The following is a 25,782-nucleotide window of genomic DNA, read 5'->3' as shown; positions in this document are numbered from 1 at the left end:
GGGGGTATTTGAGTAGAATCAGTGGATATTTGAAACAAAAACAGCCGAAAATCTTTATTTAGGTTTCGGCTGTTGGGGAAAAAGGAATTTTGCAAAGGTCTCGTTCTATATGAATTTCTTGGAGGTTTAAATTCATGTCAGGCCGTTTGAAAACACTCCTAACTTTTTCCTAAGTTTAGCATGTTTAAATGTATATACCGACCACAGACACAAAGGGAATTATTATGAATAATCCGCAGTTGCAAGAGTCAAAACCGTTCAAGTCGCTTTTGAAAAAACTGCTGCTCCCTGCCGTCGCCGTGTGCGCCGTCTGTCTTGCAGTAGGCGGTTTCGACCTTTACGAAGATTATGCTCAATACCGAATGGAAACCGATCCGTCGTTTGCCGCACATCACGACCGTGCCGTGTCCATCCTGAATGACAGGGGCTATCAAGTGCATGATTCCGACATCGATCTGCATTGGGCGAGGCCTGTCTTGGAGTTTGAAGCTTACAAAGGCAGTTTGGAATATAAAATCGTGATGACTTATCCCGATTTGAACATTATTGAAGAGCGCGTTGATTTATAATCGGTGCTCGGACTTTTTTTCACCCTCCATCCAGAAAGGATACGACATGAAAAAACTATTGCCGGTATTACTTCTGAGCAGCCTTGCATTGACTGCCTGCGTCGTCCCTTATGATTATTACGACAGCGGCCGTCAGGGTGGCAGAGACCGCTACGACCAACGTTACGAACGCTATGATGATCGTTACGACCAACGTTATGACGACAGCCGCTACCGCCGTGACGGCAAGTATTACGATGACGACTACATCGAATACCAAATCTACAGCGATCCGTCTTTCGAGCAAAAACGTGCACAGGTCATGCGGATACTCGAACGACGCGGCTACCAAGTCCATGAAATCGAAGCCGACGACCGTCGCGGCCGCCTAGTACTGAAAGCCGAGGCCTTTAAAGACGGCCGCGAATACGACATCGTCTTCTCATGGCCAGATTTGCAGATTATCAGCGAACGCATCGACTATTGATCCGTTCCGCCGACGCCGCAAGGATAAACTCCCTGCGGCGTTTTTATTTCAGACGGCTTTCCCGATGAGAGGCTGTCTGAAAACCTATAGTGAATTAAATTTAAACCAGTACAGCGTTGGCTCTTCTTGCCGTACTATTTGTACTGTCTGCGGCTCGCCGCCTTGTCCTGATTTAAATTTAATCCACTATATTTTTCATCTTTCTGGCAATGCGGCTGCCTTCCTCTTGCCGCATACGGCAAAGATAGATGTTTATTCGATAAGCATTCCCTGCTAGGATTCGAGCAAGCCTTCAACGGTGATATTTTTACCCACTCGAGACCTTTGCAAAATCCCCCCAAAATCCCCTAAATTACCACCAAGACATTTAGGGGATTTCTCATGAGCACCTTCTTCCGGCAAACCGCACAAGCCATGATTGCCAAACACATCGACCGCTTCCCACTATTGAAGTTGGATCAGGTGATTGATTGGCAACCGATCGAGCAATACCTGAATCGTCAAAGAACCCGTTACCTTAGAGATCACCGCGGCCGTCCCGCCTATTCCCTGTTGTCTATGTTCAAAGCCGTCCTGCTCGGCCAATGGCACAGCCTCTCCGATCCCGAACTCGAACACAGCCTCATCACCCGCATCGATTTCAACCTGTTTTGCCGTTTCGACGAGTTGAGCATCCCCGATTACAGCACCTTATGCCGCTACCGTAAGGCGATGTGTTTAAATCTGTTGAAAGCCGCCAACAGGCTAAGTGTGCCTGTTGCTGCCTAAAAGGCGGCCCGGATGCCTGATTATCGGGCGTCCGGGGAGGATTAAGGGGGCATTTGGGTAAAATCAGGAGGTATTGGGGGCGGAAACAGACGAAAACCTGTGTTTGGGTTCCGGCTGTTGGAGGAAAAGAAATTTTGCAAAGGTCTCAGGCCGTCTGAAAACCGGTTTTCAGACGGCCTCTGCCGCTGATGCCGCCCGGATGCAGGCGGTTAGCGCACGCCGCGTTTGCTTAATCCTTGCAGATTTTCGCGGGCCAATGCTTTGGCTTCGGCATTTTCCGGCGTATCAGGCTGCGCCAACACTTTTTTATACCATGCGGCGGCCTGCCGATAATTTCGCGCCACGCCCTGTCCGTTGAAATACATCACGCCCAAATTGTATTGCGCCTTAGCATGTCCCTGATTGGCGGCTTTCTGATACCACGCTGCGGCCTGCTGATCGTTTTGCGCTACGCCCTGTCCGTTGTCATACATCAAGCCCAAATTGTATTGCGCGTCAGCATTGCCCTGATTGGCGGCTTTCTGATACCACGCCGCGGCCTGCCGGTAGTTTTTTGCTACGCCCTGGCCGTTGTCATACATCAAGCCCAAATTGTATTGCGCGTCAGCATCGCCCTGATCGGCGACTTTCTGCCACCATGCTGCGGCCTGCTGGTAGTTTTTCGCCACGCCCCGGCCGTTGGCATACATCAAGCCCAAAGCGAATTGCGCCTCAGCATTGCCCTTCTGGGCAAGGGGTTGCCACAAACGCAGGGCTTGGGCGTAATTGCCTGCTTGATATGCCGTGTATCCTTGTTGAAATTGTGCATGATCATCCGCCCAAGCCGGCGCGGCGCAAGCCAGCAGCAGGGCGGCCAAAGCGGCGGTTAGCGGTTTGGCAAACAATTTTTGCGTAGCTGTAAGAGTCATTTTGATTTTCCCGTAATAAAAATCAGGCGGCATTCGGATGCCGTGGGTTGGAAAAAATACGCCTGTTGCCAAGCGTAATGGATTTTAGCGTTTTCTTTACATTGCTACAATATCGAAACCTTGCGCAAGCCCGCATCCCTCTACTCGCCGTCATTCCCGCCAGTACTCCTTCGGAGCATAAACGCGGGAATGACGGCAGCAAGCCGTAGCTCATATGAAATTTAAACTCAACAAGTAGGATGTGTGCGGAACGTACGCATGCGGTTTTCAAGGTTTGAGCTAAGAGGCCGTCTGAAAACAGAAAAACCATTTCAGACGGCCTTTGTTTAACGCTACCGATCCAGTCGTAGGTGGTCTTTTTGATGGACAGCCGTAGCAACTGTATTTTTGCCCGACGGGGTGAAAAATACAGTTGCTACATCTGCGTTTTCCGTTCGTCATTCCCGCGCAGGCGGGAATCCAGACCTTGGTATTTCAGGAATATTTCAAGGCTGCTGTGACCTCAAACTTCTGGATTCCCGCCTGCGCGGGAATGACGGCGGAGGTTTCGGCAAAAATTGTTGCTCCCGTTTTCAGACGACCTCTGCCATCCCCCTTTTACATCTCTTCCAACTTCGCAAACTTGGTATCCAGCTCTTTCACGCCCTGTTTGCCGAAGTTGATGGTCAAGCGGGCGGATTCGCCCTTGTCCACGGCGTCGATGATGACGCCGGTGCCGAATTTGGCGTGGCGGACGTTTTGTCCGATGCGGAAGCCTGCGTAAGTTTGGGGCTGTTTGTAGTCGTCGATGATTTTGTCTTTGGGCGCGGCGGTTTGGCGCGGGCTGCCGTAGCTGTCGTAGGCGTTTTTTTTGACGGACAGGTAGTGCAGCACTTCGGGCGGGATTTCTTCGACGAAGCGGGAGACGATGCCGAATTCGGTTTGTCCGTGCAGCATTCTTTGCTGCGCCATGGTGATGTAGAGGCGTTTGCGGGCGCGGGTGATGGCGACGTACATGAGGCGGCGTTCTTCTTCGAGGCCGCCGCGTTCGGCAAGGCTCATTTCGCTGGGGAAGCGGCCTTCTTCCATGCCGGTGAGGAAGACGGCGTTGAATTCCAAGCCTTTGGCGGCGTGGACGGTCATGAGTTGGACGGCTTTTTCGCCTGCGCCTGCTTGGTTTTCGCCGGATTCAAGAGCAGCGTTGCTCAAGAAAGTGAGGATGGGGAAGGCGGGGTCGTCTGAAATATTGTCGGGCAGGATTTCGAAGTTGCTGTCTTCGGGTTTGAACTCGATGGCGGCGTTGACGAGTTCGTCGAGGTTGTCGAGGCGGTCTTGGTTGTCGCCTTTTTGGGTTTTGTAGTGTTCGGTCAGGCCGCTGTCTTTGAGGATGCCGACGATGATTTCGGGCAGGGGCATTTGTCCAACTTGGTTGCGCAGGGCTTCAATCAGGCGGACGAAGGCGGCGATTTTGGTAGCTTTTGCACCGGCATTGCAGGCTGCCTGCCAGAGGGTGATGCCTTGTTCGGTTGAGGCCGTCTGAAGGTTTTCGACGGTGCGCGCGCCGATGCCGCGCGGCGGGAAGTTGATGACGCGCAAGAGGGCGTTGTCGTCGTCGGGATTGACGGCGAGGCGCAGGTAGGCGAGCGCGTGTTTGATTTCTTGGCGTTCGTAAAAACGCAGGCCGCCGTAGATTTTGTAGGGGATGCCGCTGCGGAACAGGCTTTGTTCGATAACGCGGGATTGGGCGTTGCTGCGGTAGAGGACGGCGATTTCGTCCAAATCCCAGCCTTCGCGTTCGAGGGCTTTGGTTTCGTCCACGATGAATTGGGCTTCTTCGAGATCGGTAAAGGCGGAGTAGTAGCGGATTTTGTCGCCTGCTTCGGCGTCGGTACGCAGGTTTTTGCCGAGGCGTTCGTCGTTGTTTTCGATAACGGCGTTGGCGGCGGCGAGGATGTTGCCGACGGAGCGGTAGTTTTGTTCGAGTTTGACGGGCGCGTCGATGTGGAATTCTTCCATCAGCGCGGTCATGTTGCCGACGTTTGCGCCGCGGAACCGGTAGATGCTTTGGTCGTCGTCGCCGACGGCAAACACTGCCGCGTTGCCGCCCGCCATGAGTTTGAGCCAGGCGTATTGCAGTTTGTTGGTGTCTTGGAACTCGTCAACGAGAATGTGGTTGAAGCGGTTTTGGTAGTGCTGACGCAGGATTTCGTTGCTTTGCAGCATTTCGTAGCTGCGGAGCATGAGTTCGGCGAAATCGACCACGCCTTCGCGTTGGCAGATTTTGTCGTATTCGGCGTAGCACTCAATCATGCGGCTTGTGTGCGGGTCGGGCGCGCTCAATACAGAAGCGCGCAAACCGGATTCTTTTTGCGCGTTGATAAAGCCTTGCAGCGAACGCGGTGCGATGATTTCTTCAGAGATGTTGAGGCTTTTGAGCAGGCGTTTGATGAGGGAAAGCTGGTCGCCGCTGTCGAGGATTTGAAAGGAAGACGGCAAACCGGCATCGCGGTGGTGCAGCCGCAGAAAGCGGTGGCACAAGCCGTGGAACGTGCCGAGCCACATGGCGCGGACGTTGAAGGGAATCATCGCGCCGAGACGGGTTTGCATTTCTTTGGCGGCTTTATTGGTAAACGTTACCGCCATGATGCTGTGTACGCTTGCCTGACCGGTTTGCAAAAGCCATGCGATGCGCGTGGTCAGCACGCGCGTTTTGCCGCTGCCCGCGCCCGCAAGCACAAGGGCGGATTGCGGCGGCCAGGTTACGGCGGAAAGTTGTTCGGGGTTCAAGCCTTGCAGCAGATTGGGGGCGGATTGGTCGGGAAACATGGGAAGAGGCCGTCTGAAAAATGGGAATACGGTATTTTAATGGAAATATGAGGCCGTCTGAAAAGCGGTTCGGTGTTTTTCAGACGGCCTTTCCGGTTTGCAAGCGGTTTAATAATCGACTTTGATTTTGCCCGGCGGGGTAACGGAAACAATGTCTACCGAGAAATGCAGTGTCAGGCCGGCGAGGGGGTGGTTGGCGTCGAGGATTACGCTGTCGTTGCCGATTTCGCTGACGAAGAAGGTGCGCGGGCCGTTTTCGGTGTCGGCCTGCACGGCCATGCCTTCTTCGAGTTGCGGCAGCAGCCCGGCCAGGTATTCCCTGTTCACGCTGTGGACGGCGTTTTCGTCGCGCAGGCCGTAGCCTTCCTGCGGGGCGACGGAGATGTCGAGGTGTTCGCCCGCTTCGCGGTACATCAGGGCGTGTTCGAGGCCGGGGACGATTTCGCCCGAGCCTGCGGTGTAGCTCAGGGGTTGGCCGCCTTCGGAGCTGTCGAGGATTTGGCCGTCGTCGTCTTTCAGGGTGTAATGGAAGGCTGCGCGGCAGCCGGGTTCGATTTTCATGCGTTGTCCTTATGGGTTGGCCGCCCCGGGCGTGAGGCCGTCTGAAGGCGGGGCGGGTGCGATCAGACGTTCGGTGAGTTTGTCCATTTCGCCGAGCAGTTTGTCGGCGCGTTCGCTGTTGATGATGACGACGACGGCCAGCGGGTCGGAGCCGTCGCCGCCCAGATAGTAGCCCGCCAGTGCGCGGACGTTTTTCAGCGTGCCGGTTTTCAGCCTCAAGGGTGCGCCGATGTTTTTAAAACGGGATTTGAGCGTGCCGTCCCCGCCCGCAATCGGCAGGCTGCCGATAAAGGCTTGTTTGAACGGGCTGCGGTAGGCGGCGGCGAGCATGTCGCCCATCATGCGGGCGGAAACGCGTTCGCGCCGCGAGAGGCCGGAGCCGTTTTCCAAGACGAGCGGGGCGGTGGGGATGCCGGAGAGGGCAAGCCGGCTGCGGACGGCGGCTTCGGGGTTTTGCCGGGCTTTGTCGGCGGCGGCGCGTTCGCCCAGGGTGAGGAATACGGTGCGGGCGATGATGTTGTTGGAATGTTTGTTCATGTCGGCCAGTACGTCGCGCAGGGGTTTGGAACGGATGCGCGCGAGCGTGCGCGCCTGCGGCGGGACGGGGCCGACGGCGAGGCCGTCTGAAATGCTGTTGCCGCCGTGCCGCCATTGGTTGATGAAGCTGCGGCGGGCGAAGTCCTGCGCGTCGAACATGTTGACGTACACTTCTTTGCCGAGGCAGGAGGACGGGGCTTTGCCGTATACGGTCAGGATGCCGTTTTCGTATTTGCCCCAAACGAATTTGGCGGGCTTGGGGCAGGGGGCGGCGGAGGCGGTGAAGGATGCGCGGTTGTCCAGCGGTATTTCGGGCAGCGGGGGGCTGGTGTGCACGGTCAGCGCGCCGCCTTCGTCGCGTCTTATGGTGAGGCCGACGACTTTGTAGGCAAGCATTTGCGGGTCGGGCGGGGTGGTGAAGGCGCGGTCGGAATCGTCGGCAAAGTCGTCGGCCGTGCCGCCGTGCGGCCACAGGTTGCGGTCGAATACCAGCCGTCCGATGTGTTTTACGCCGTTGTCGCGCAGTTGCGCCTGCATTTCGAGCAGGTCGCTTTGGTCGAATACGGGGTCGCCGCTGCCCGCCCAGTAAAGGTCGCCGTCCAGCAGGCCGTTCGGGCGCAGCGGGGCGGCGGATTTGAACTCGGTTTGCCAGCGGAAGTCTTCGCCCAATGCGTGCAGGGCGGCGAAGGCGGTAACGAGCTTCATGGTGGAGGCGGGATTCACGGATGCGTCGGCGCGGTGGGCGGCGGTGATTTGCCCCGTGCGCAGGTTTTGCACGTAAACGGCGGCTTCTTCGGGGAGGATGCCGCCCAAATCCAGTCCGGCGGCAGGCAGGACGGACGGCAGCAGGGCGAGGAGGAGGGTGGCGAGGCGTTTTCTCATCATAATGTCAGGAGGCCGTCTGAAAGGTTGTCGCTTCGTTGGAGCTTTGCTTTCAGACGGCCTTTTGCGGTTGTTTTAGTTGTCTATCAGTGCGTCGACGAAGGCGCGCGCGTCAAACGGGCGCAGATCGTCGATTTTTTCGCCCACACCGATGTAGCGCACGGGTATCGGCCGGCTGGAGGCGAGTGCGGCCAATACGCCGCCTTTGGCCGTGCCGTCGAGTTTGGTGACGATGAGGCCGGTTACGCCTAGGGTGTCGTCGAAGGCCGCCACTTGGCCGACTGCGTTTTGGCCGATGTTGGCATCGAGGACGACGATGATTTCGTGCGGCGCGTCGGGCATGGATTTTTGCAGTACGCGCTTCACTTTTTTGATTTCTTCCATCAGGTGGAGCTGGGTGGGCAGGCGGCCGGCGGTGTCGGCCAGCACGATGTCGATTTTGCGCGCTTTGGCCGCTTCGACGGCATCGAAGCAGACGGCGGCGGAATCGCCTTTGACTTGGGAGATGACGGTTACGCCGTTGCGTTCGCCCCATTCTTGGAGCTGTTCGCGCGCGGCGGCGCGAAAGGTGTCGCCTGCCGCGAGTATCACGGATTTGCCCTGCGATTGGAAGTATTTGGCCAGTTTGCCGATGGAGGTGGTTTTGCCCGCGCCGTTGATGCCCGCCATCATGATGACGAAGGGTTGGCCGTTGTCGGGGATTTCCAGCGGTTTTTCCAGCGGGGAGAGCAGGTCGTAAACGGCTTCTTTCAGTGCCTGGCGGAGTTCGCGGCCGTCTGAAAGGCCTTTCAGGGAAACGCGGCGGCGGACTTCGTCCATCAGGTGTTCGGTGGCTTCGATGCCCATGTCGCTGGTGAGCAGCACGGTTTCGAGTTCTTCGTACAGGTCTTCGTCGATTTTGCCGCCGCCGAATACGCCGGCCAGCGATTTGGCCATTTTGTCGCGCGATTTGCTCAGGCCTTGTTTCAGACGCGCCGTCCAGCCGCCTGTTTCTGCGGGCTGCTCTTCGGCAGCTTGTTCTGCGACAGGCCGGTCTTCAACGGCTTGTGCTTTTTCTGCCGCCGGTTCTTGTTCAGGTTGCCCTTCTGTATGCCGCACTTCGGTTGGCTGTTCCTCGACGGGTTGTGTTTCTGCCGGCTGTTCTTTTTCTTTTACGGGTTCTTGTTCTGCCGGTTCTTCCGTCGTTTCGTCTTCATTTTCGGGATGGAGGCCGTTTGAAGGCGTTTCCGGCTCTTGCGTGGGGACGGGTGTTTCGGCCGGGGCGGCCGGTTGGCTGTTTTCCGTGTCCGTCGCCGTGCCGGCCTGTGCCGGATGGCTGAGCAGGCTGCTGCGGTCGGCGTTGCGGATGTCGCGCAGGAAGGCTTCGCGTTCGCTGAGGGGTTCGCTCTCCGCCGTGTCGGCTTCGGCAGTATCTGCTTGTGGCGACGGTTTGGCAGGCGGGGCGGGTTCTGAAGGTGGTTCGGGGGTTTCCGCGCTTTCCGCCGCTTCTTCGGCAGGCGGGTTTTCAGACGGCCTGTCTTCTGCGGCAGGCTGCGGTTCGTCTTTTTTCCGTTTGAATAGGAAATCGAATAAGGCCATGGAGTGTTCCTGTCGGTTATTGTTTGTCGGTTTGTTTGGAGACCATGTTCAGTTCTTCGGCGGTCAGCGGGCTGTCATCGTCGAAGCTGACGTTGGCCTCCAAATCGCCGTCGTCCATTTGAAGTCCGCCGTCGTCTTCGAATGCGGCCGTGCGTTGCGGCTCGGCAGGCGGCTGCTGTTCGGCAGGCGGGTTGGCGGACGGGCGTTTGAACAGTTTGGCCAGGAAGCTGAACATGATTTATTCCTTTTTAATGCAGTCATTAAATAATTCGGGCCGATTGTAACGCAAGCGGCGGTGGTTTTGGGATTGCCTTGCGCGTATTTTTGCTTTTCAGACGGCCTTTAAGCCATTAACATGGCGGCTTTTCACATCGGATAGGAATCGGAAAAATGCTGCGCTATGCCGGATTGTTGCTGTTGGCGGGTTTGTCGTCGGTGCAGGCGGAAACGCTGTTCTCGACGCTGCCCAACGGGATGAAGGTACTGATTAAGGAGGATGCGCGCGCGCCGGTGGCGGCCGTGCGGCTGTGGTACAAGGTCGGCAGCGTGGATGAGCATGAGGGCAAAACCGGCCTGAGCCACGCTTTGGAGCACATGATGTTCAAAGGCACGGACAGCGTGCCCGAGGGCGAATTCAGCCGCCGCGTGGCGGCGTTGGGCGGCGACGACAATGCCTACACCAACCGCACCGAAACCGTCTATACCACTAATATTGCGGTTAAAAATCTGGACGAAGTGTTGAAAATGGAGGCCGACCGCATGGTCAACCTCAATTTCAGCGACAAAGCCTTCGACAACGAAATGGACGTTATCCGCGAAGAACGCCGGATGCGAACCGACGACAGCCCGGCCGGCAAAATGTGGGAAACGCTGAACATCAAAATGTGGGACAAACCGTTCAACAAAGCCCCCGTCATCGGCTACATGAACGACCTGCATACGCTGAAGGCCGACGATTTGCGCGCCTGGTACAAACAATGGTACGCCCCCAACAACGCCATGCTGGTCATCGTCGGCGACGTGAAGGCCAAGGAAACCACGGATAAAGTCGGACGGCTGTTCGGCGGCATTCCCGCCCGCCCGCTGCCGCAGCGCAACGACGAAGCCGAACGCACCGCCGATGCCCGCGAAGTGAACGAAACCGTTTATGCCGTTACCGCCCAGCCCATTATCACACTGAACTGGCGCGTGCCGCATGCCGAAAAAATCAGCGACGGCATGCCTTATGCGCTGGAAATGCTGGGCTTGGTGCTTGACGGCACCGATTCCTCGCGTTACAGCCGCAAACTCCAGCGCGGCGATGCCGTTGCCTTGGACACTTCGGCCGGATACACCGATTTCGGCCGCAAAAACGCCATATTCAGTGTTTTCGCCATGCCCAACGGCCAAACCACGCCCGAAGAATTGAAAAAACGCCTGCTGGACGAAATCCGCGATATTGCCGAAAACGGCGTGGGCAAAGACGAATTGGCACTCATCCGCACACCGGTGGAGACCCGGCGCATTTTCGCCCGCGATTCCATCCGCAGCCAGGCCGACACCTTGGGCGAACTCGAACACAACGGTTTCGGTTGGAAGAGCGAAGACGAAATCGTCCGTCGCCTGTTCAAAGTAACGCCCGAACAAGTGCAGTCCGCCGCCCGCCTGCTGCTCGACAGCCCGATGGCGCAAATCACCGTTCTGCCGCAACAGGCGGAGCAACCGCAACCACCCGCAGCCGCAAAAGGCCGTCTGAAAAAGGTAAAACCATGAAAACCCGCGTCCTCATCCCGGCCTTCGCGGCCTGTCTCGCCTTCACCGCCGCCCATGCCGTCGAATTCCAACGCTGGAAAACCGCCGACGGAGTAACCATCACGCTGGTGGAACGGCACGAACTGCCCATCGTCAATATGCAGATTACCTTCAAAGGCGCGGGTCGAGTTGCCGAACACAAACCCGACTTGGCCGCCTTCACCGCCACCATGCTCCCCTCGGGCACCGAAAAATACGGCGAAGAAGCCCTGCGCGACGAAAGCAACCGCATCGGCGTAACCGTCAGCACGGCGGCAGGCCCGGAAAACACCACCATCAGCTTTGCCTCGCTCAGCCGCCGCCAAAACCTTTCAGACGGCCTCAAACTGGCCAATCAGATTATCGCCCATCCGAAATTCGATCCCGCCGTCCTCATCCGCACCAAAGGGCAGGCATTGACCTCGCTGAAGCAAAGCCTCAGCGATCCCGGTTTTCTCGCCGGCCGCGCCGTAACCCTGCTCAACTACGGCAGCCATCCCTATGCCAACAGCGCGCGCAGCAGCGAAGAGAGCATCAACGGCATCACGCTTGAAGACCTGTCGCAATTCCACCGCAGCCACTACGCCAAAAACAACGCCTACGTCGCCATCGTCGGCGACATCGACCGCCGTCAGGCCGAAAAAACGGCGGCCGCCGTATTGGAAGGCCTGCCCGCGCAAGCCGCCGCCCGCACCGAAATCCCCGAAATCCCCAATAACGCCGGCCGCCGCCAAGACATCCCGTTCGACGGTAAAGAGCAAGCCTCCGTCATCATGGGGCTGCCGCTGATTGTGCGCCAAGACCCCGACCGCTACGCCCTCGCCGTCGGCAACTACATCCTCGGCGGCGGCGGATTCGACAGCCGCCTGATGAAAAAACTGCGCGACGAAAAAGGGCTGGTGTACGGCGTATCCAGCAGCATCAGCCCGATGACGCGCAAAGGCCCGTTCAGCATCGCCTTCTCCACCAAAAAAGACAGTGCCGAAGACGCGTTGGCCGCCGCCCGCGCCGTCCTGGCCGACTTCATTGCCGAAGGCCCCACCGAGGCCGAGCTGAAACAGGCCAAAGACAACATCGTCGGCAGCTTCCCCATGACCTTCGATACCAATGCCAAAACCGTCGCCATCGCCACCAACGTCGGTGCGAACAACCTGCCTTTGGACTACTACGACACCTACACCGCCCATATCGAGGCGGTAACGGCGGAACAAGTGCGCGAAGTCTGGCGCCGCCGCCTCAACCCACAGGAATTGAACGTCGTCGTCGTCGGCAAGGGCGGACGCTGAACTTCGATAAAGAGGACGTCTGAAAGTGAAACCGCAACAAAGTTCGAACTTTGAAAACGGCTTTTCAGACGGCCTCAATATCTATGGTGGATTAAATTTCAATCAGGACGAGGCGGAGAAGCCTCGGAAGCGTAGGCTGTACATCGCGGTGCAGGTTTGTCGAGTGCTTCGGTATTTGAAATAACCGTTCTTTTGAGCCAAGGCATGGCAACGGTTGGCGAATCAAGCGTATCGCCATAGACTGAAACGGCTTTTCAGACGGCCTGACAGATGATGGATGGGTTGCCCTTACGCGATAGGTTGGTTTGATGCCGCAGCGTCAGCCGGTTTGGCTTCTTATGGCTCAGACGGTGCAGACGCGTTTTTTGTTCTTTTTGGCAAGTTGAATTGGATGATAAAAGGCCGTCTGAAAACCTGTTTGGAGGTTTTCAGACGGCCTTGATGCTTTTCAGGCGGCCTGATTATTTAGCCAGTTCCTGACGCAGTTTTTTGGTAACCGCCATCATTACTTCAAGTTGCTCGATGGTTTCTTTCCAGCCGCGTGTTTTCAGGCCACAGTCGGGGTTTACCCACAGGCGTTCCACGGGCACGACTTCCATTGCTTTGCGCAGCAGGTGCTCCACTTCGGCTTCGGTCGGAACGCGCGGGCTGTGGATGTCGTACACGCCCGGGCCGATGTCGTTCGGGTATTTGAAGTCGCCGAACGCGGTCAGCAATTCCATGTCGGAGCGCGAAGTTTCGATGGTGATAACGTCCGCATCCATGCTGGCGATGGCGGGCAGGATGTCGTTGAACTCGGAGTAGCACATATGGGTGTGGATTTGGGTGCTGTCTTCCGCGCCGGTGCTGGACAGGCGGAAGGATTCGCAGGCCCAGGCCAGGAATTCGTCCCACTGCGCTTTTTTCAGCGGCATGGCTTCGCGGATGGCGGGCTCGTCAATTTGGATGACTTTGATGCCGGCTTTTTCCAAGTCCAATACTTCGTCGTTCAGTGCCAAAGCGATTTGTTTGGCCACTTCGCTCAACGGGATGTCGTCGCGGACGAAAGACCATTTGAACATGGTAACCGGGCCGGTCAGCATGCCTTTCATCGGGCGTTTGGTCAGGCTTTGCGCGTAGGTGGACCAGTAAACGGTCATCGGGTTCGGACGGGAAACGTCGCCGAAGATGATGGGCGGTTTCACGCAGCGGCTGCCGTAGCTTTGTACCCAGCCGAATTGGCTGAAGCAGTAGCCGGACAGTTGTTCGCCGAAGTATTCCACCATATCGTTGCGCTCGGCTTCGCCGTGTACGGGCACGTCGATTTCCAGTTTTTCCTGTACTTCGACGCAGTAGGCGATTTCTTTTTTCATCGCGGCATCGTAGTCGGCGGCACTCAATTCGCCTTTTTTGAACGCGGCGCGCGCTTGGCGGATTTCAGTGGTTTGCGGGAAGGAACCGATGGTTGTGGTCGGCAGTGCGGGCAGCTTCATCCATTCCTGTTGTGCCTTGATGCGTTCGGCAAACGGGGATTTGCGCTGGTCTGCGCCTTTCGGCAGGGCGGCCACGCGGGCTTTGACGGCATCGTTGTGAATCAGTTTGTTGGTCGCACGGTCGGCGGCGGCGGCATCGGATGCGGCCAGTTCGGCTTGAACGGCGTCTTTGCCTTGCTCCAGCGCACGTTTCACCACGCCCAATTCCACCAGTTTTTGTGCGGCAAAAGCCATCCATGATTTGATTTCGCCGTCCAGTTTTTCTTCCACGGCCAAGTCTTGCGGGCTGTGCAGCAGGGAGCAGCTTGGGGCGATCCACAGGTTTTCGCCCAATTTGGCTTTAACCGGTTCCAAAGTGGCGATGACTTTGGACAGGTTGGCACGCCATACGTTGCGGCCGTCAATCAGGCCGACGGACAACACGCGGTCTTTCGGCCAGCCTTCGGCAAACACGGCCAGTTGTTCCGGTGCGCGCACGCAGTCGATGTGCAGGCCTTGTACGGGCAGGGATTTCAACAGGTCCAAATGTTCGGCAACGGAAGCGAAGTAAGTGCCGACGAGGATGCGCACACCGGTGCCGGACAGTTCTTGATAAACCGGCGCAAATGCGTCCAGCCATGCAGAACCGGCTTCGGCAGCCAGAATCGGCTCGTCAATCTGAACCCAGTCCGCACCTTCGGCGGCCAGTTCGCGCAGCAGTTGCGCGTAAGCGGGCAGCAGTTTGGGCAGCAGCAGGTCTTTCACGCGGCAGTTGATGCCGTCTTTCTTTTTACCCAGCCAAGCCAAGGTAACGGGGCCGACCAAGGTAGGCTTGATGTCGTAGCCCTGCGCTTTGGCTTCTTTGATTTGCGCGATCAGGTTTTTGGCGTTTACTTTGAATTCGGTGTCGGCAGACCATTCGGGCACGATGAAGTGGTAGTTGGTGTCGAACCATTTGGTCATTTCCATCGCAAACTGGGTGGCGTTGCCGCGTGCCAGCTGGAAGTATTCGGGCAGGCTCAGGTTGGCCGCGTCGAAACCGAAGCGTTTCGGAATGCCGCCCAAAGCGCACAGCAAATCAAGCACATGGTCGTAGAACGAGAAATCGCCTACCGGCAGCAAATCCGCACCGGCGGCTTTTTGCGCCGCCCAGTTCAAACGGCGGATTTCGGCGGCTACGGATTGCAGCTCGGCTTCGGTTTTCGCGCCTTTCCAAAAGGCTTCGACGGCAAATTTCAGCTCGCGCTTCGCACCGATGCGCGGATAGCCTGAAAGATGAAAAGTATTCATTGAGTAACTCCTTGGAGCAAATTAAGGGGGAAAGTTTCGAATGCTGCTATCTTGCGCCGTTTCCGTGCAATAGGCAAACGAGTTATTTGAAGATTTTGTATGAATCTGTTTAATGCGGCGGCGCGGAGGCCGTCTGAAAACCAATCGGCAGGGCAAAAAAAGAAGCCCTCACGGGGAGGGCGATAAAACAGAGAGAATACACAAAAACAAAATCATTGTTGAGTGCGGCAGCGCGAAGGGAGGGTTCACCCGATATTGGGAAGGGCGGGTGCACGCTGCCGACTGAACGGGGGTGATTATCCATGAAGTGCAATTTTTTTGCAATTTTAATTTGTCAAAAAAATTTGCTGAAAACATATTTTTTTTGACAAGCGGTATGTTTGAAGGCCGTTACTCGTCAGGCGGCAGGGTTGGGGCCGTCTGAAAACGGCATCTTTGGGCGGAAGGCAATGGGTGTTGAAAAATTTAATTTTATTCAGTGTGTTGGATTTGTTTTGCGCTTCGTTTGATAACGGGCAATCAAGAAGGTTTGGAATGCTGCTCAACCATAAAAGATGATGAATATCCGTTTATCTGAAAATAACGCCGATTGTTTTATTTTTTTATTGTTGTTTAAAAGATACATTTATAGACAGAGGCAGCATGAGGCCGTCTGAAAACATGGTTTAAACGGTCTTTCAGACGGCCTTTCATGTATGCGGCGGTAGGGTGCGGGCAATTATTTTGCGTTGTCAGGCCGGCGTGGCCGCGTTTTCTCCAGTTCGCGCTTTATAGTGGATTAAATTTAAATCAGGACAAGGCGACGAAGCCGCAGACAGTACAGATAGTACGGCAAGGCGAGGCAACGCCGTACTGGTTTAAATTTAATCCACTATATTTGTTTTTCGTATTGCGCCTCGGTCAGGCAGCGGGTGCGCGTATGCTGTTTTTCGTTGGTGGATATGATGGTTTCTTCGATTTTGATGCCCGTCTGCCGCTTGCAGCCGCCGTGGATGTCGTCGCGTTGGTAAACCTGTTGCAGGCTTCCGTCCGCAGCAACGCGGAAATGTGCGGTGTAATGGATGGCTGCGCCGGATTTTCCATAAACAATCAGAAGTTTGCGTTTGCGGTCGATTTCGGGTGTGCCCATGTAATAATCGGATAGCTCGCTTAATTCTTGGCTTTTCAGCAGGTTTCCGTCTTCGGTTTGCAGGTAGATGTCATCCGACCAAGAGCCGTAGGGGCCTTGCTGCCCGCGCGGCACGGCGATGTCCGGCCGGCCGTCGAAATTGAAGTCGTCCACGGTAACCGGATCGGTGGTTGGGGTGTTGCCGGAGTCGGGGCGGGTGCTGAAGGTGAAAAAATCGGCGGGCAGGCGGTGTTTGCGGCCGTTGATTTGCAGCAATACCGCGCCTTCTCCCGAGCAGAAGCCCTCGCGGCATTGCACTTCGATGCCGCCTTGCCAGCCTTGGGGCAGTTTGGATAACGGCAGGGTTTCGGCATATGCGCCCAGAGCCAAAACGGACAGGGCGGCAAATAAATAGCGGGTGGCGGGCATGGTGTTTCCTTTTTTGTTTGCTGAATCGGCGGTTTTCGCTTTTCAGACGGCCTCTTTAGCTGCAGCGGCAATCTTAATCCCTTTTTTCCGTTCGGCGGCGCAATATTTAGCGGATTACTTTAAATCAGAACGGCGTTGCTTCGCCTGAGCTTCAGGGGAGCGGTTCTCTAATGCGTTGAAGCGCCAAGTGAATCGGTTTTGTACGGTTTGCCCTGCCCGCGCCTGTTTGTTTGAGGCCGTCTGAAAATACGGTTCGGCGCAAAAAAGCCGCCCTTTCGGGGCGGCTTGTGTTGTGGGGCTGTTTAGAACAGTCCGGTGATGTTGCCGTTTTCGTCCACGTCGATTTTTTCGGCGGAAGGCACTTTCGGCAGGCCGGGCATTTTCATGATGCTGCCGCAGACGGCGACGATGAAGCCCGCGCCGGCAGACAGGGTCAGGCTGCGGACGGTGATGGTGAAGCCGCTCGGACAGCCCAGAAGTTTGGCGTTGTCGCTGAACGAATATTGCGTTTTCGCCACGCACACCGGCAGTTTGTCCAAGCCCAGTTTTTCCAAAGACGCGATTTCCGCGCGTGCTTCGGCACTGAAATCGACCTCGGCCGCGCCGTAGATTTTTTGCGCGATGGCACGCAGTTTGTCGGGAATGCTGTCGTTGGCATCATAGGCGTAGGCGAAATTGTTGGGCTGGTTTTCGATGGCGGAAACGACTTTGCGCGCCAAATCCGCGCCGCCTTCGCCGCCTTTGCCCCACACTTCGGCCAGCGATACTTCCACGCCGTGTTCGGCGCAGGCCGTCTGAATCAGTGCCAATTCGGCATCCGTGTCGGAAACGAAGCGGTTGATGGCGACGACGACGGGCAGGCCGAATACGTTTTTCAGGTTGGAAATATGGCGCAGCAGGTTGGGCAGGCCCTGTTTCAAGGCCTCGACGTTTTCTTTGCCCAAGTCTTCTTTCGCCACGCCGCCGTTGTATTTCAGGGCGCGGACGGTGGCGACGACGACGGCCGCGTCGGGTTTCAGGCCGGCCAGGCGGCATTTGATGTCGCAGAATTTTTCCGCGCCCAAGTCCGCGCCGAAGCCCGCTTCGGTAACGGCATAATCGGCCAGATGAAGGGCAAGGCGGGTGGCGGTAACGGAGTTGCAGCCGTGGGCGATGTTGGCGAAGGGGCCGCCGTGGACGAAGGCGGGCGTGCCGCCTATGGTTTGCACCAGATTCGGCTTGATGGCGTCTTTCAAAAGTGCGGCCATCGCGCCGTGGGCGTTCAAGTCTTTGGCGTAAACGGGGCTGCCGTCTTTGGCGTAGGCAATCAGGATGTTGCCCAAACGGTTTTTCAGGTCGGTCAGGTCTTTGGCCAGGCAGAATACGGCCATGACTTCGGATGCCACGGTGATGTCGAAGCCGTCGGGACGCAACACGCCGTCGGTCGGCTTGCCGTTGCCGCTGATGATGTTGCGCAACTGGCGGTCGTTCATGTCCACCGCGCGCCGCCACAGTACGCGTTTGGGGTCGATGTTCAGCGCGTTGCCCTGATAGATGTGGTTGTCGAGCATGGCGGCAAGCAGGTTGTTGGCCGCGCCGATGGCGTGGAAGTCGCCGGTGAAGTGTAGGTTGATGTCTTCCATCGGCAAAACCTGCGAATAACCGCCGCCCGCCGCGCCGCCCTTAATGCCGAACACGGGGCCCAGCGAAGGTTCGCGCATGGCGACCACGGCCTGTTTGCCGATGTGGTTCAATGCGTCGGCCAGGCCGATGGTTACCGTGGTCTTGCCTTCGCCCGCCGGGGTCGGGTTGATGGCGGTAACCAAAATCAGACGGCCTTTCCTGTCGGGCAGGGCAAAGGCTTCGGCGGGATTGATTTTCGCTTTGTAGTGGCCGTATGGCTCAAGCTTGTCCTCGCTGATGCCCAGTTTGGCGGCAATTTCGCGTATCGGGCGGACGGCGGCTTCGCGGGCGATTTCGGCATCGGTTTTGAAACTCATGGGATTCTCGCTTTTCAGAGGGTTGGGATGGGTCGGATTATAAGTGAGGCCGTCGGAAACGGCGATATGGGGCAGGGCGGTATGCAATGAAAAATATTACCGTTTATGCTGAAACCGCTTCATGCGGCAGCCATAAAGAAGGCCGTCTGAAAACATGATATATGGTGTTTTCAGACGGCCTTTTACCGATTCCGCAAACCTGCCGATGCCGGCCGGATGCCTTTTCGGCGGTGCGGTTGAGGGACATGGTGTGCCTTTCTTTCGGTAGTTTTAAAAAAGCGGGGGTCGGGCGGGATGCCCGACCTGTTATTGCTATTGCCCCGAACGATAGGCTTCCATATATTCCATTGCCTTGATGATCAGTTCGGAATTCCTTTTTCGGCTCTCCGGACTGAAAAACCATTTGTCTTCTGCCGCCAGCCAGCTTTCGACAACTTGTTTTGCATCCGCCCGGCCGCTCAAATAGACAATCACTGTCCTTAAATCAAAAAAGTCGTAAGTAAATTTAAGCAGATTATGTTTTTTGTTGATTTCCTCAAATTGCACACCGGTAAGCGTATTCAATTCGTAAAAGCGGTCAATGTCGTCGTAGGTATCAATCCACGCTACTTCCCGCAGCTTCTGATCCCAATAGGCCAGCAGCGCCTCTATCTCGGTTTCGGTTTTGTATCTGCCTGTCGGGCTGGTGTGGTACCACATTTGGGTCAGGTAGTATTCCATATCAACCACCCTCCCCTAATCAATTGTTTTTTCTCGGTTTGTCCGTAACGCGGACGAATATTGTCCAGATCGTGCAGGTAAATGCGCTCCACGGTTTCGTCGGAAAGATACCAGCCCAACCCTAGGCCGCTGTATTCGCCGTCCTTATAAATATCTTCGTAGTCGATGTATATCGTCTGCTGGCCGTTTGTCATCGGTTTGGCGTAGATGATGAGGTCCGGTTCCATTTTTTTGCGTCCGTATGCTGCCGGATTGAACAAATGCGGCGCGTATTCGAAGCCGTGGCGCGCCATCAGTTCGTCCACTTTGGGGCGGAAGTATTTGTAGAAGTCTTTGATGTTCTTCGGCAGGCCTCTGTTTTCCTGCCGCCATTTTTGTTCTTCGGCTTCGCGCTGCCGCCAGTATGCCGTGATTTCGTCTTGGGTTTCTTGGTCGGGGTATTCCCGGCCGTCGTGCAGCAGCAGGTAGCCGTTGGCGTCGTACAGCACGAGGCCCAGGCTTTCGCTGCGGCAGGTCAGTATCGGCATCAGTTCCAGATAGTGTTCGTACAGTTCGAGTATGGCGCGGCTTTTCAGTTGTTCGGCTATTTGGGTCTCTATATCGGTGTAAGCGGCTTTGAAGTCGGCCGAGGCTTTGCCGCTGCGGGCGGCTTCGGCGATGTACTCGGCCAGTTTGTCAAACGCGCCTGTGTCCGCGCCTTGCGGCAGGGGTTGGTCGGCCCATTCGGAAACGATGCGGTGTGCCGCGTCGAAACCGTCGGGCAGCATGGCTGGCGGGTCGGGAAAGTTTTGCGGGTTCCAGAGGTAGACGGGGTTGAGGGACATGGGTGTGCCTTTCTTGCGTTTGCGGGTGAGGTTGGTGGTTGGCGACGTTTAAATAGGCCGGATTGGTGTGTTTTGCTGTATGGTGAATTAAATATAAACCAGTACAGCGTTGGCTCGCCTTAGCTCAAAGAGAACGATTCTCTAAGGTGCTGAAGCACCAAGTGAATCGGTTCCGTACTATTTGTACTGTCTGCGGCTCGCCGCCTTGTCCTGATTTTTGTTAATCCACTATATTTGTGGTTGTTTTGCGGGGATTTTATATTGATTGTTTGTTGTTTGTCCGCCATCGTTTCCGTTATTTGGGATGAAGGCCGTCTGAAAACTTGATGTGTCGGGTTTTCAGACGGCCTTTATGTTGTCGGGGAAGGGTCAGTTTTTCCTCGCGGTAACGAATTGGGCGAGGCCGCGAAGGTGTGCGGCGCGGCTGCCGAAGGATTCGAGTGTTTCGAGTGCTTCCGCCACGAGTGTTTCGGCGTATTGTCGTGCGGCCGACAGGCCCATGAGTTTGACGTAGGTCGGTTTGTCGTTGTCGGCGTCTTTGCCGGCGGTTTTGCCCAGTGTGGCGGTGTCGGCTTCGCAGTCGAGTACGTCGTCTATGACTTGGAAGGCGAGGCCGAGGCGGGCGGCGTAGCGGTCGAGGCGTTGCAGGTCGTTGTCGGTCAGGTCGGGACAGCTGAGGCCGCCGAGGGCGGCGGCGGCGCGGATGAGTGCGCCTGTTTTCAGACTGTGCATTTGTTCGAGTTCGCTTTGGGTGATGCTGCGGCCGACGTTGGCGAGGTCTATGGCCTGCCCGCCCGCCATGCCGAGGCTGCCGGAGGCGCGCGCGAGGGTGGAGAGCATGTGCAGCTGGCGTTGCGGCGGCAGGGCGGTGGGGCGGCTGAGGAGGTCGAAGGCGAGGGTTTGCAGTGCGTCGCCCGCGAGCAGGGCGGCGGCTTCGCCGTAGCGGATGTGGCAGGTGGGGCGGCCGCGCCGCAGGCTGTCGTTGTCCATGGCGGGCATGTCGTCGTGAACGAGGGAGTAGACGTGTATGAGTTCTATGGCCGCCATCGCGGCTTCGACGGCATCGGGAACGGCTTCGCCCAGTTCGGAGGCGGCAAGCACGAGCAGGGGGCGCAGGCGTTTGCCGCCGTCGAGGGCGGCGTAGCGCATGGTTTCGTGCAGGCTTTGCGGGAGTTGGTTTTCAGACGGCATCAGGCGTGCGAGCAGCAGTTCGGTTTGCGCCTGCGCCTGTGCCTGCCAGGTTTTCAGTTCATTCGTCGGCATCGAGTGTCAGCTCCTTGAGGCCGTCGGCATCGAGCACTTGCAGTTTTTGTTCGACTTCGGCCAGTTTGGTTTGGCAGTATTTGACCAGTTCGTTGCCTTCTTGGTAGGCGGCGAGTGCTTCTTCCAGCGGCATTTCGCTGTTTTGCATGGACTGGGTGATGGTTTCGAGGCGTTTGATTGCTTCTTCGAATGTTTTCGGGGTGGGGGATTTTTTCATGTCGGATTCGGGTGGTGCAAAAAGGGGCATTGTATCGCCGCTGTTGATGAAATGCCATTGTGCGGCATTTTGGGGTTTTGAGGCCGTCTGAAAGCGGGGATGGGTGGTTTTCAGACGGCCTTTGGGGGTGTTTGTGCGGCGGTTTGAAGTATAATCGCGCTTTTCTATCGTTCTGAACAGGAATCCGAACATGATCAATCCGATTGCCGCTTTGTCGCCGTTGGACGGGCGTTATGCGAAATCCGTCGAGGCCTTGCGCCCCGTTTTTTCCGAATACGGCCTGATGAGGGCCAGAGTCAGGGTGGAGTTGTCTTGGTTGAAGGCGTTGGCCGCCGAGCCGAAAATCGTGGAGGTGCCGCCGTTTGACGAGGCGGTGTTGGCCGAAATCGATGATGTGATTGCCGGTTTTTCTTTGGAGGACGCGGCGGCGGTGAAGGCCATCGAGGCGACGACCAATCATGATGTGAAGGCTATCGAGTATTGGTTGAAGGAGCGGTTTGCCGGTGTGCCTGCGGTGTCGGCGGTGTCGGAGTTTATCCATTTTGCCTGCACCAGCGAGGACATCAATAATTTGTCTCACGCTTTGATGCTGCGCGAGGCGCGCGATGAGGTTTTGCTGCCGAAGTTGGCCGAGGTGTCGGATAAGTTGCGCTCGTTGGCGCATGAGTTGGCGGCGGTGCCGATGATGAGCCGTACGCACGGGCAGCCTGCCACACCGACGACTTTAGGTAAGGAGGTCGCCAATGTGCTGTACCGTTTGGAACGTCAGGCGAAGCAGCTTTCCGCTCAGGAATTTTTGGGCAAAATCAATGGCGCGGTGGGTAATTACAATGCCCATATGGTTGCGTATCCCGATGTGGATTGGGAGGGGCGTTGCCGCCGTTTTGTCGAGGAGGATTTGGGGCTGACGTTCAATCCGTACACGATTCAAATCGAGCCGCACGATTATATGGCGGAGTTTTTCCAGGCCGTTTCCCGCATCAATACCATTCTGATCGATTTCAACCGCGATGTGTGGGGCTATATTTCCCTCGGCTATTTCAAGCAGAAGGTGAAGGCGGGCGAGGTGGGTTCTTCCACGATGCCGCATAAGGTCAATCCGATTGATTTTGAAAATTCCGAAGGCAATTTGGGTATGGCGAATGCGGTTTTGGCCTTTTTGTCGGAAAAACTGCCCGTATCCCGTTGGCAGCGCGATTTGACCGACAGTACGGTGTTGCGGAATATGGGTGTCGGCATCGGTTATGCGGTGTTGGGTTTGGCGGCGCACCTGCGCGGGCTGAACAAGCTGGAGGCGAATCCCACCGCGTTGGCCGCCGATTTGGATGCGACTTGGGAGTTGTTGGCCGAGCCGATTCAGACGGTGATGCGCCGCTACGGCGTGGCCAATCCTTATGAAAAGCTGAAGGATTTGACGCGCGGTAAAGGCGGCATCACGCCGGAGGTGCTGGCATCGTTTATCCGCGATTTGGATATTCCGGACGGCGCAAAACAACAGTTGCTGGATTTGACTCCGGCATCGTATGTCGGCAAGGCCGAGAATTTGGCGAAGCGGATTTGATGTCCGGCTGACGCGGCGGAAAGGCCGTCTGAAAATGCAATGGCTGTTGTGTTTTCAGACGGCCTTTTTCCCGAGTGGGGCCGTCTGAACAGGGCGGGTGCTGTTTTTTAGTTTGGCGGTTTGGCCGTGTCCGTTTGTTTGCTTGGGCGGGTTCAGACGGCCGGGAACGGATAAACATGCCATCCGATTGTCAGCTTCTGCCGTTTGTCGTTAAAATGGGATATGTAAGATCGTGTAACGGCAAATATTCAATCAGATTTAAAAAAAAAGGGTGAACGATGTCTGCATTTATTTACGATGTGGCGATTATCGGCGCGGGACCTGCAGGCTCTGTGGCTGCGGCTTTGTTGAATCGGAGCGGCCTGAGTGTCTGCGTGTTGGAGAAGCAGCATTTTCCCCGTTTTGTGATTGGCGAGAGCCTGCTGCCTTATGCGATGGATGTGCTTGAAGAGGCGGGCTTGCTGAGGGCGGTTCAGGCGGCGGGCCTGGGGTTTCAGTATAAAAACGGTTTTGCATTTTCTTGGGGTGATGAATATACCTCGTTTAGTTTTTTGGATAAATTCGGCACCGGCAATGAAACGGCGTTCAATGTGCCGCGTGCCGCGTTTGACAAACTGCTGATAGACGAAGTGGAAAGGCAGGGCGTGGCGGTGCGCTTCGGCGAAAGTTTGAAGGCGTTCGACAACGAAGGCGATACAGTACTGCTGACCGTGCAGCGGGAAAACGGCGAAACCTATGATATGGAAACCCGTTTCGTGTTGGATGCCAGCGGTTTCTATCGAGCCCTGCCGCGCTTGATGGGCTGGGATTTGCCGCCGAATACGGTGATGCGCCAAGTGCATTTTACCCACATCGACGACCGCATCACTTCGCCGAAATTCGACCGCAATAAGAATTTGGTGTGCATTCATCCGAAGCATCGTGATGTTTGGTTGTGGCTGATTCCGTTCAGTAACGGCCGCAGTTCCGTCGGCGTGGTCGGCGAAGAACGTTATTTCGGTCACGACAGCAGTGCCCACATTCTGAAGCAGGCGGTGTCGGAAGTGCCTTATCTGGCGGAAATCCTTGCCGATGCAAAATGGGACAACGATTTTCCGTTTAACTACCTGCCGGGTTATACCACCAAAGTAAAAGGGCTTTACGGCCGCCATTTCGCCCTGCTGGGTGCGTCGGGCGAGTTTCTCGACCCCGTGTTCTCATCGGGGGTAACGATAGCCGTGCAGTCGGCCAAGTTGGCGGCAGATTGCGTGATTCGCGAGTTGCGCGGAGGTAAGGTGGATTGGCATAAAGAGTTCTCCGTTCCTTTGATGGGCGGCGTTACCGCGTTCGGCAGTTACATCAAGGGATGGTATGACGGGGGGTTCCAAGATTTGATATTCGATAAAAAATGCAATCCCGATGTCCGCCGTATGCTCTGCGCGATTTTGGCCGGATATGCTTGGGATAGAAACAACCCCTGCGTCAGCGATTCGCAAATGCTGTTCGGCTAATCAGGATGTTTTGAGGCCGTCTGAAAAGTGCATCTGCCTTTCAGACGGCCTCTCTTCTTTGCTATAATCCATTCCGATTACAGTCAATTACACATTCAAACAGGAGTTTCCTATGGCACTCGTATCCATGCGCCAACTGCTCGACCATGCAGCAGAAAACAGCTACGGCCTGCCCGCATTCAACGTTAATAATCTTGAGCAAATGCGCGCCATTATGGAGGCTGCCGATTCCGTCAATGCCCCCGTTATCGTTCAAGCATCCGCCGGCGCGCGCAAATATGCAGGTGCGCCGTTTTTACGCCACCTGATTCTGGCGGCCGTCGAAGAATTTCCGCACATCCCCGTCGTCATGCACCAAGACCACGGCGCATCACCCGACGTGTGCCAACGCTCCATCCAACTGGGCTTCTCCTCCGTCATGATGGACGGCTCGCTGATGGAAGACGGCAAAACCCCGTCCACCTACGAATACAACGTCAACGCCACCCGTACCGTCGTGAACTTCTCCCACGCCTGCGGCGTATCCGTCGAGGGCGAAATCGGCGTATTGGGCAACCTCGAAACCGGCGAAGCAGGCGAAGAAGACGGCGTAGGCGCAGTCGGTAAACTCTCACACGACCAAATGCTCACCAGCGTCGAAGATGCCGTGCGCTTCGTCAAAGACACCGGCGTGGACGCGCTCGCCATCGCCGTCGGCACCAGCCACGGCGCGTACAAATTCACCCGCCCGCCCACCGGCGAAGTGTTGCGCATCGACCGCATCAAAGAAATCCACCAAGCCCTGCCCAACACCCACATCGTCATGCACGGCTCCAGCTCCGTTCCGCAAGAATGGCTGAAAGTCATCAACGAATACGGTGGTAAAATCGGCGAAACCTACGGCGTACCCGTAGAAGAAATCGTCGAAGGCATCAAACACGGCGTGCGCAAAGTCAACATCGACACTGACCTGCGCCTCGCCTCCACCGGCGCCATCCGCCGCTTCATGGCAGAAAATCCGTCCGAATTCGACCCGCGCAAATACCTGAGCAAAACCGTCGAAGCCATGAAACAAATCTGTCTCGATCGCTACCTCGCATTCGGTTGCGAAGGTCAGGCAGGCAAAATCAAACCTGTATCACTTGAAAAAATGGCCGACCGCTACGCCAAAGGCGAACTGAGTCAGGTAATCCGTTAAGGGTAAGTGAAATCAGAGTTGATTTATCGGTTTAAGGGTGGTTTGAAAAATAATTTCAGGCCGCCCTTTTTGATTTTCAGACGGCCTGATTATTGCGTTACCGAAAAAATACAACGATTGGCCGACAAGTATGTGAAATCCGA

19 protein-coding genes and 4 pseudogenes are annotated in these 25,782 nt (G+C 56.3%); 9 read left to right on the top strand and 14 right to left on the bottom strand.

Annotation, left to right across the window (positions count from 1 at the left end):
• Positions 1-224 precede the first annotated feature (224 nt).
• Positions 225-569 carry a hypothetical protein gene (locus BM261_RS11380; RefSeq protein ID WP_074898358.1) on the top strand — a complete coding sequence of 115 codons (345 nt, stop codon included), beginning with the start codon at positions 225-227 and terminating at the stop codon, positions 567-569.
• A gap of 241 nt (positions 570-810) precedes the next feature.
• Positions 811-1,035, top strand: a pseudogene (locus BM261_RS13020) (PepSY domain-containing protein); the annotation flags it as partial.
• An 87-nt stretch (positions 1,036-1,122) separates the two neighbouring features.
• Here the strand turns inward: BM261_RS13020 and BM261_RS12570 are convergent.
• Positions 1,123-1,229: pseudogene (locus BM261_RS12570) on the bottom strand (IS5/IS1182 family transposase); the annotation flags it as partial.
• A gap of 187 nt (positions 1,230-1,416) precedes the next feature.
• On the opposite strand from BM261_RS12570, the pseudogene BM261_RS11365 reads away from it, so the two are divergent.
• A pseudogene (locus BM261_RS11365) lies at positions 1,417-1,785 on the top strand (transposase); the annotation flags it as partial.
• Between the two features lie 227 nt (positions 1,786-2,012).
• Here the strand turns inward: BM261_RS11365 and BM261_RS11355 are convergent.
• The 6 genes from BM261_RS11355 to BM261_RS11325 form a co-directional block, all read right to left on the bottom strand.
• On the bottom strand, positions 2,013-2,711 hold the full coding sequence (locus BM261_RS11355) for a tetratricopeptide repeat protein (RefSeq protein ID WP_256205715.1): 699 nt from the start codon (positions 2,709-2,711) through the stop codon (positions 2,013-2,015).
• Positions 2,712-3,308: 597 nt separating this feature from the next.
• Positions 3,309-5,516, bottom strand: coding sequence for a DNA helicase II (uvrD, locus tag BM261_RS11345; RefSeq protein ID WP_074898350.1), 2,208 nt, complete (start codon positions 5,514-5,516; stop codon positions 3,309-3,311).
• Positions 5,517-5,624: 108 nt separating this feature from the next.
• Positions 5,625-6,077: an FKBP-type peptidyl-prolyl cis-trans isomerase gene (locus tag BM261_RS11340; RefSeq protein WP_074898348.1), complete on the bottom strand. Its 453-nt coding sequence runs from the start codon at positions 6,075-6,077 to the stop codon at positions 5,625-5,627.
• A 9-nt stretch (positions 6,078-6,086) separates the two neighbouring features.
• On the bottom strand, positions 6,087-7,499 hold the full coding sequence (gene dacB, locus BM261_RS11335) for a D-alanyl-D-alanine carboxypeptidase/D-alanyl-D-alanine endopeptidase (protein WP_074898346.1): 1,413 nt from the start codon (positions 7,497-7,499) through the stop codon (positions 6,087-6,089).
• Positions 7,500-7,571: 72 nt separating this feature from the next.
• Complete coding sequence (gene ftsY / locus BM261_RS11330; protein ID WP_074898343.1) at positions 7,572-9,074, bottom strand: signal recognition particle-docking protein FtsY; 1,503 nt, start codon at positions 9,072-9,074, stop codon at positions 7,572-7,574.
• A 16-nt stretch (positions 9,075-9,090) separates the two neighbouring features.
• Complete coding sequence (locus BM261_RS11325; protein ID WP_003771878.1) at positions 9,091-9,309, bottom strand: hypothetical protein; 219 nt, start codon at positions 9,307-9,309, stop codon at positions 9,091-9,093.
• A gap of 155 nt (positions 9,310-9,464) precedes the next feature.
• Here BM261_RS11325 and BM261_RS11320 point away from each other — a divergent pair, with 155 nt between their 5' ends.
• On the top strand, positions 9,465-10,826 hold the full coding sequence (locus BM261_RS11320; protein ID WP_074898340.1) for a M16 family metallopeptidase: 1,362 nt from the start codon (positions 9,465-9,467) through the stop codon (positions 10,824-10,826).
• Positions 10,823-12,130: a M16 family metallopeptidase gene (locus BM261_RS11315; RefSeq protein ID WP_074898338.1), complete on the top strand. Its 1,308-nt coding sequence runs from the start codon at positions 10,823-10,825 to the stop codon at positions 12,128-12,130. Before BM261_RS11320 ends, BM261_RS11315 begins: the two co-directional genes overlap by 4 nt.
• A 461-nt stretch (positions 12,131-12,591) precedes the next feature.
• Here the strand turns inward: BM261_RS11315 and metE are convergent, their stop codons facing one another.
• Complete coding sequence (gene metE, locus BM261_RS11310; protein WP_049248506.1) at positions 12,592-14,871, bottom strand: 5-methyltetrahydropteroyltriglutamate--homocysteine S-methyltransferase; 2,280 nt, start codon at positions 14,869-14,871, stop codon at positions 12,592-12,594.
• Positions 14,872-15,634: 763 nt separating this feature from the next.
• On the opposite strand from metE, the pseudogene BM261_RS12565 reads away from it, so the two are divergent.
• Positions 15,635-15,751: pseudogene (locus BM261_RS12565) on the top strand (IS5/IS1182 family transposase); the annotation flags it as partial.
• On the opposite strand, the gene BM261_RS11300 reads toward BM261_RS12565, so the two are convergent.
• From BM261_RS11300 to BM261_RS11270, 6 genes are all read right to left on the bottom strand, one after another.
• Positions 15,743-16,408 carry an FG-GAP repeat domain-containing protein gene (locus tag BM261_RS11300; RefSeq protein ID WP_240317846.1) on the bottom strand — a complete coding sequence of 222 codons (666 nt, stop codon included), beginning with the start codon at positions 16,406-16,408 and terminating at the stop codon, positions 15,743-15,745. The pseudogene BM261_RS12565 and the gene BM261_RS11300 overlap by 9 nt on opposite strands.
• Before the next feature lie 302 nt (positions 16,409-16,710).
• Positions 16,711-18,387, bottom strand: coding sequence for a formate--tetrahydrofolate ligase (locus BM261_RS11295; protein ID WP_074898336.1), 1,677 nt, complete (start codon positions 18,385-18,387; stop codon positions 16,711-16,713).
• A gap of 312 nt (positions 18,388-18,699) precedes the next feature.
• Complete coding sequence (locus BM261_RS11290; protein ID WP_074898333.1) at positions 18,700-19,107, bottom strand: hypothetical protein; 408 nt, start codon at positions 19,105-19,107, stop codon at positions 18,700-18,702.
• Positions 19,092-19,931: a hypothetical protein gene (locus BM261_RS12960; protein WP_240317847.1), complete on the bottom strand. Its 840-nt coding sequence runs from the start codon at positions 19,929-19,931 to the stop codon at positions 19,092-19,094. The genes BM261_RS11290 and BM261_RS12960 overlap by 16 nt, the downstream gene beginning before the upstream one ends.
• Positions 19,932-20,300: 369 nt before the next feature.
• Positions 20,301-21,194: a polyprenyl synthetase family protein gene (locus tag BM261_RS11275; RefSeq protein WP_074898331.1), complete on the bottom strand. Its 894-nt coding sequence runs from the start codon at positions 21,192-21,194 to the stop codon at positions 20,301-20,303.
• Positions 21,181-21,411, bottom strand: a complete 231-nt coding sequence (locus BM261_RS11270) for an exodeoxyribonuclease VII small subunit (RefSeq protein ID WP_114910562.1) — start codon at positions 21,409-21,411, stop codon at positions 21,181-21,183. Before BM261_RS11270 ends, BM261_RS11275 begins: the two co-directional genes overlap by 14 nt.
• 190 nt (positions 21,412-21,601) lie before the next feature.
• Here BM261_RS11270 and purB point away from each other — a divergent pair, with 190 nt between their 5' ends.
• From purB to fba, 3 genes are all read left to right on the top strand, one after another.
• Positions 21,602-22,972, top strand: a complete 1,371-nt coding sequence (purB, locus tag BM261_RS11265) for an adenylosuccinate lyase (RefSeq protein ID WP_074898329.1) — start codon at positions 21,602-21,604, stop codon at positions 22,970-22,972.
• Between the two features lie 278 nt (positions 22,973-23,250).
• Positions 23,251-24,462, top strand: a complete 1,212-nt coding sequence (locus BM261_RS11260; protein ID WP_074898327.1) for an NAD(P)/FAD-dependent oxidoreductase — start codon at positions 23,251-23,253, stop codon at positions 24,460-24,462.
• A gap of 112 nt (positions 24,463-24,574) precedes the next feature.
• Entirely contained in the window at positions 24,575-25,639 is a 1,065-nt protein-coding gene (gene fba, locus BM261_RS11255) for a class II fructose-bisphosphate aldolase (RefSeq protein ID WP_074898325.1), read from the top strand.
• Positions 25,640-25,782: the final 143 nt, after the last annotated feature.

Origin of the sequence: Neisseria elongata subsp. elongata (assembly GCF_900113545.1) — a bacterium.
GTDB lineage: Bacteria > Pseudomonadota > Gammaproteobacteria > Burkholderiales > Neisseriaceae > Neisseria > Neisseria elongata.
The sequence above is the reverse complement of the archived record's forward strand: the minus strand, read 5'-3'. Positions and strand labels throughout refer to the sequence as shown.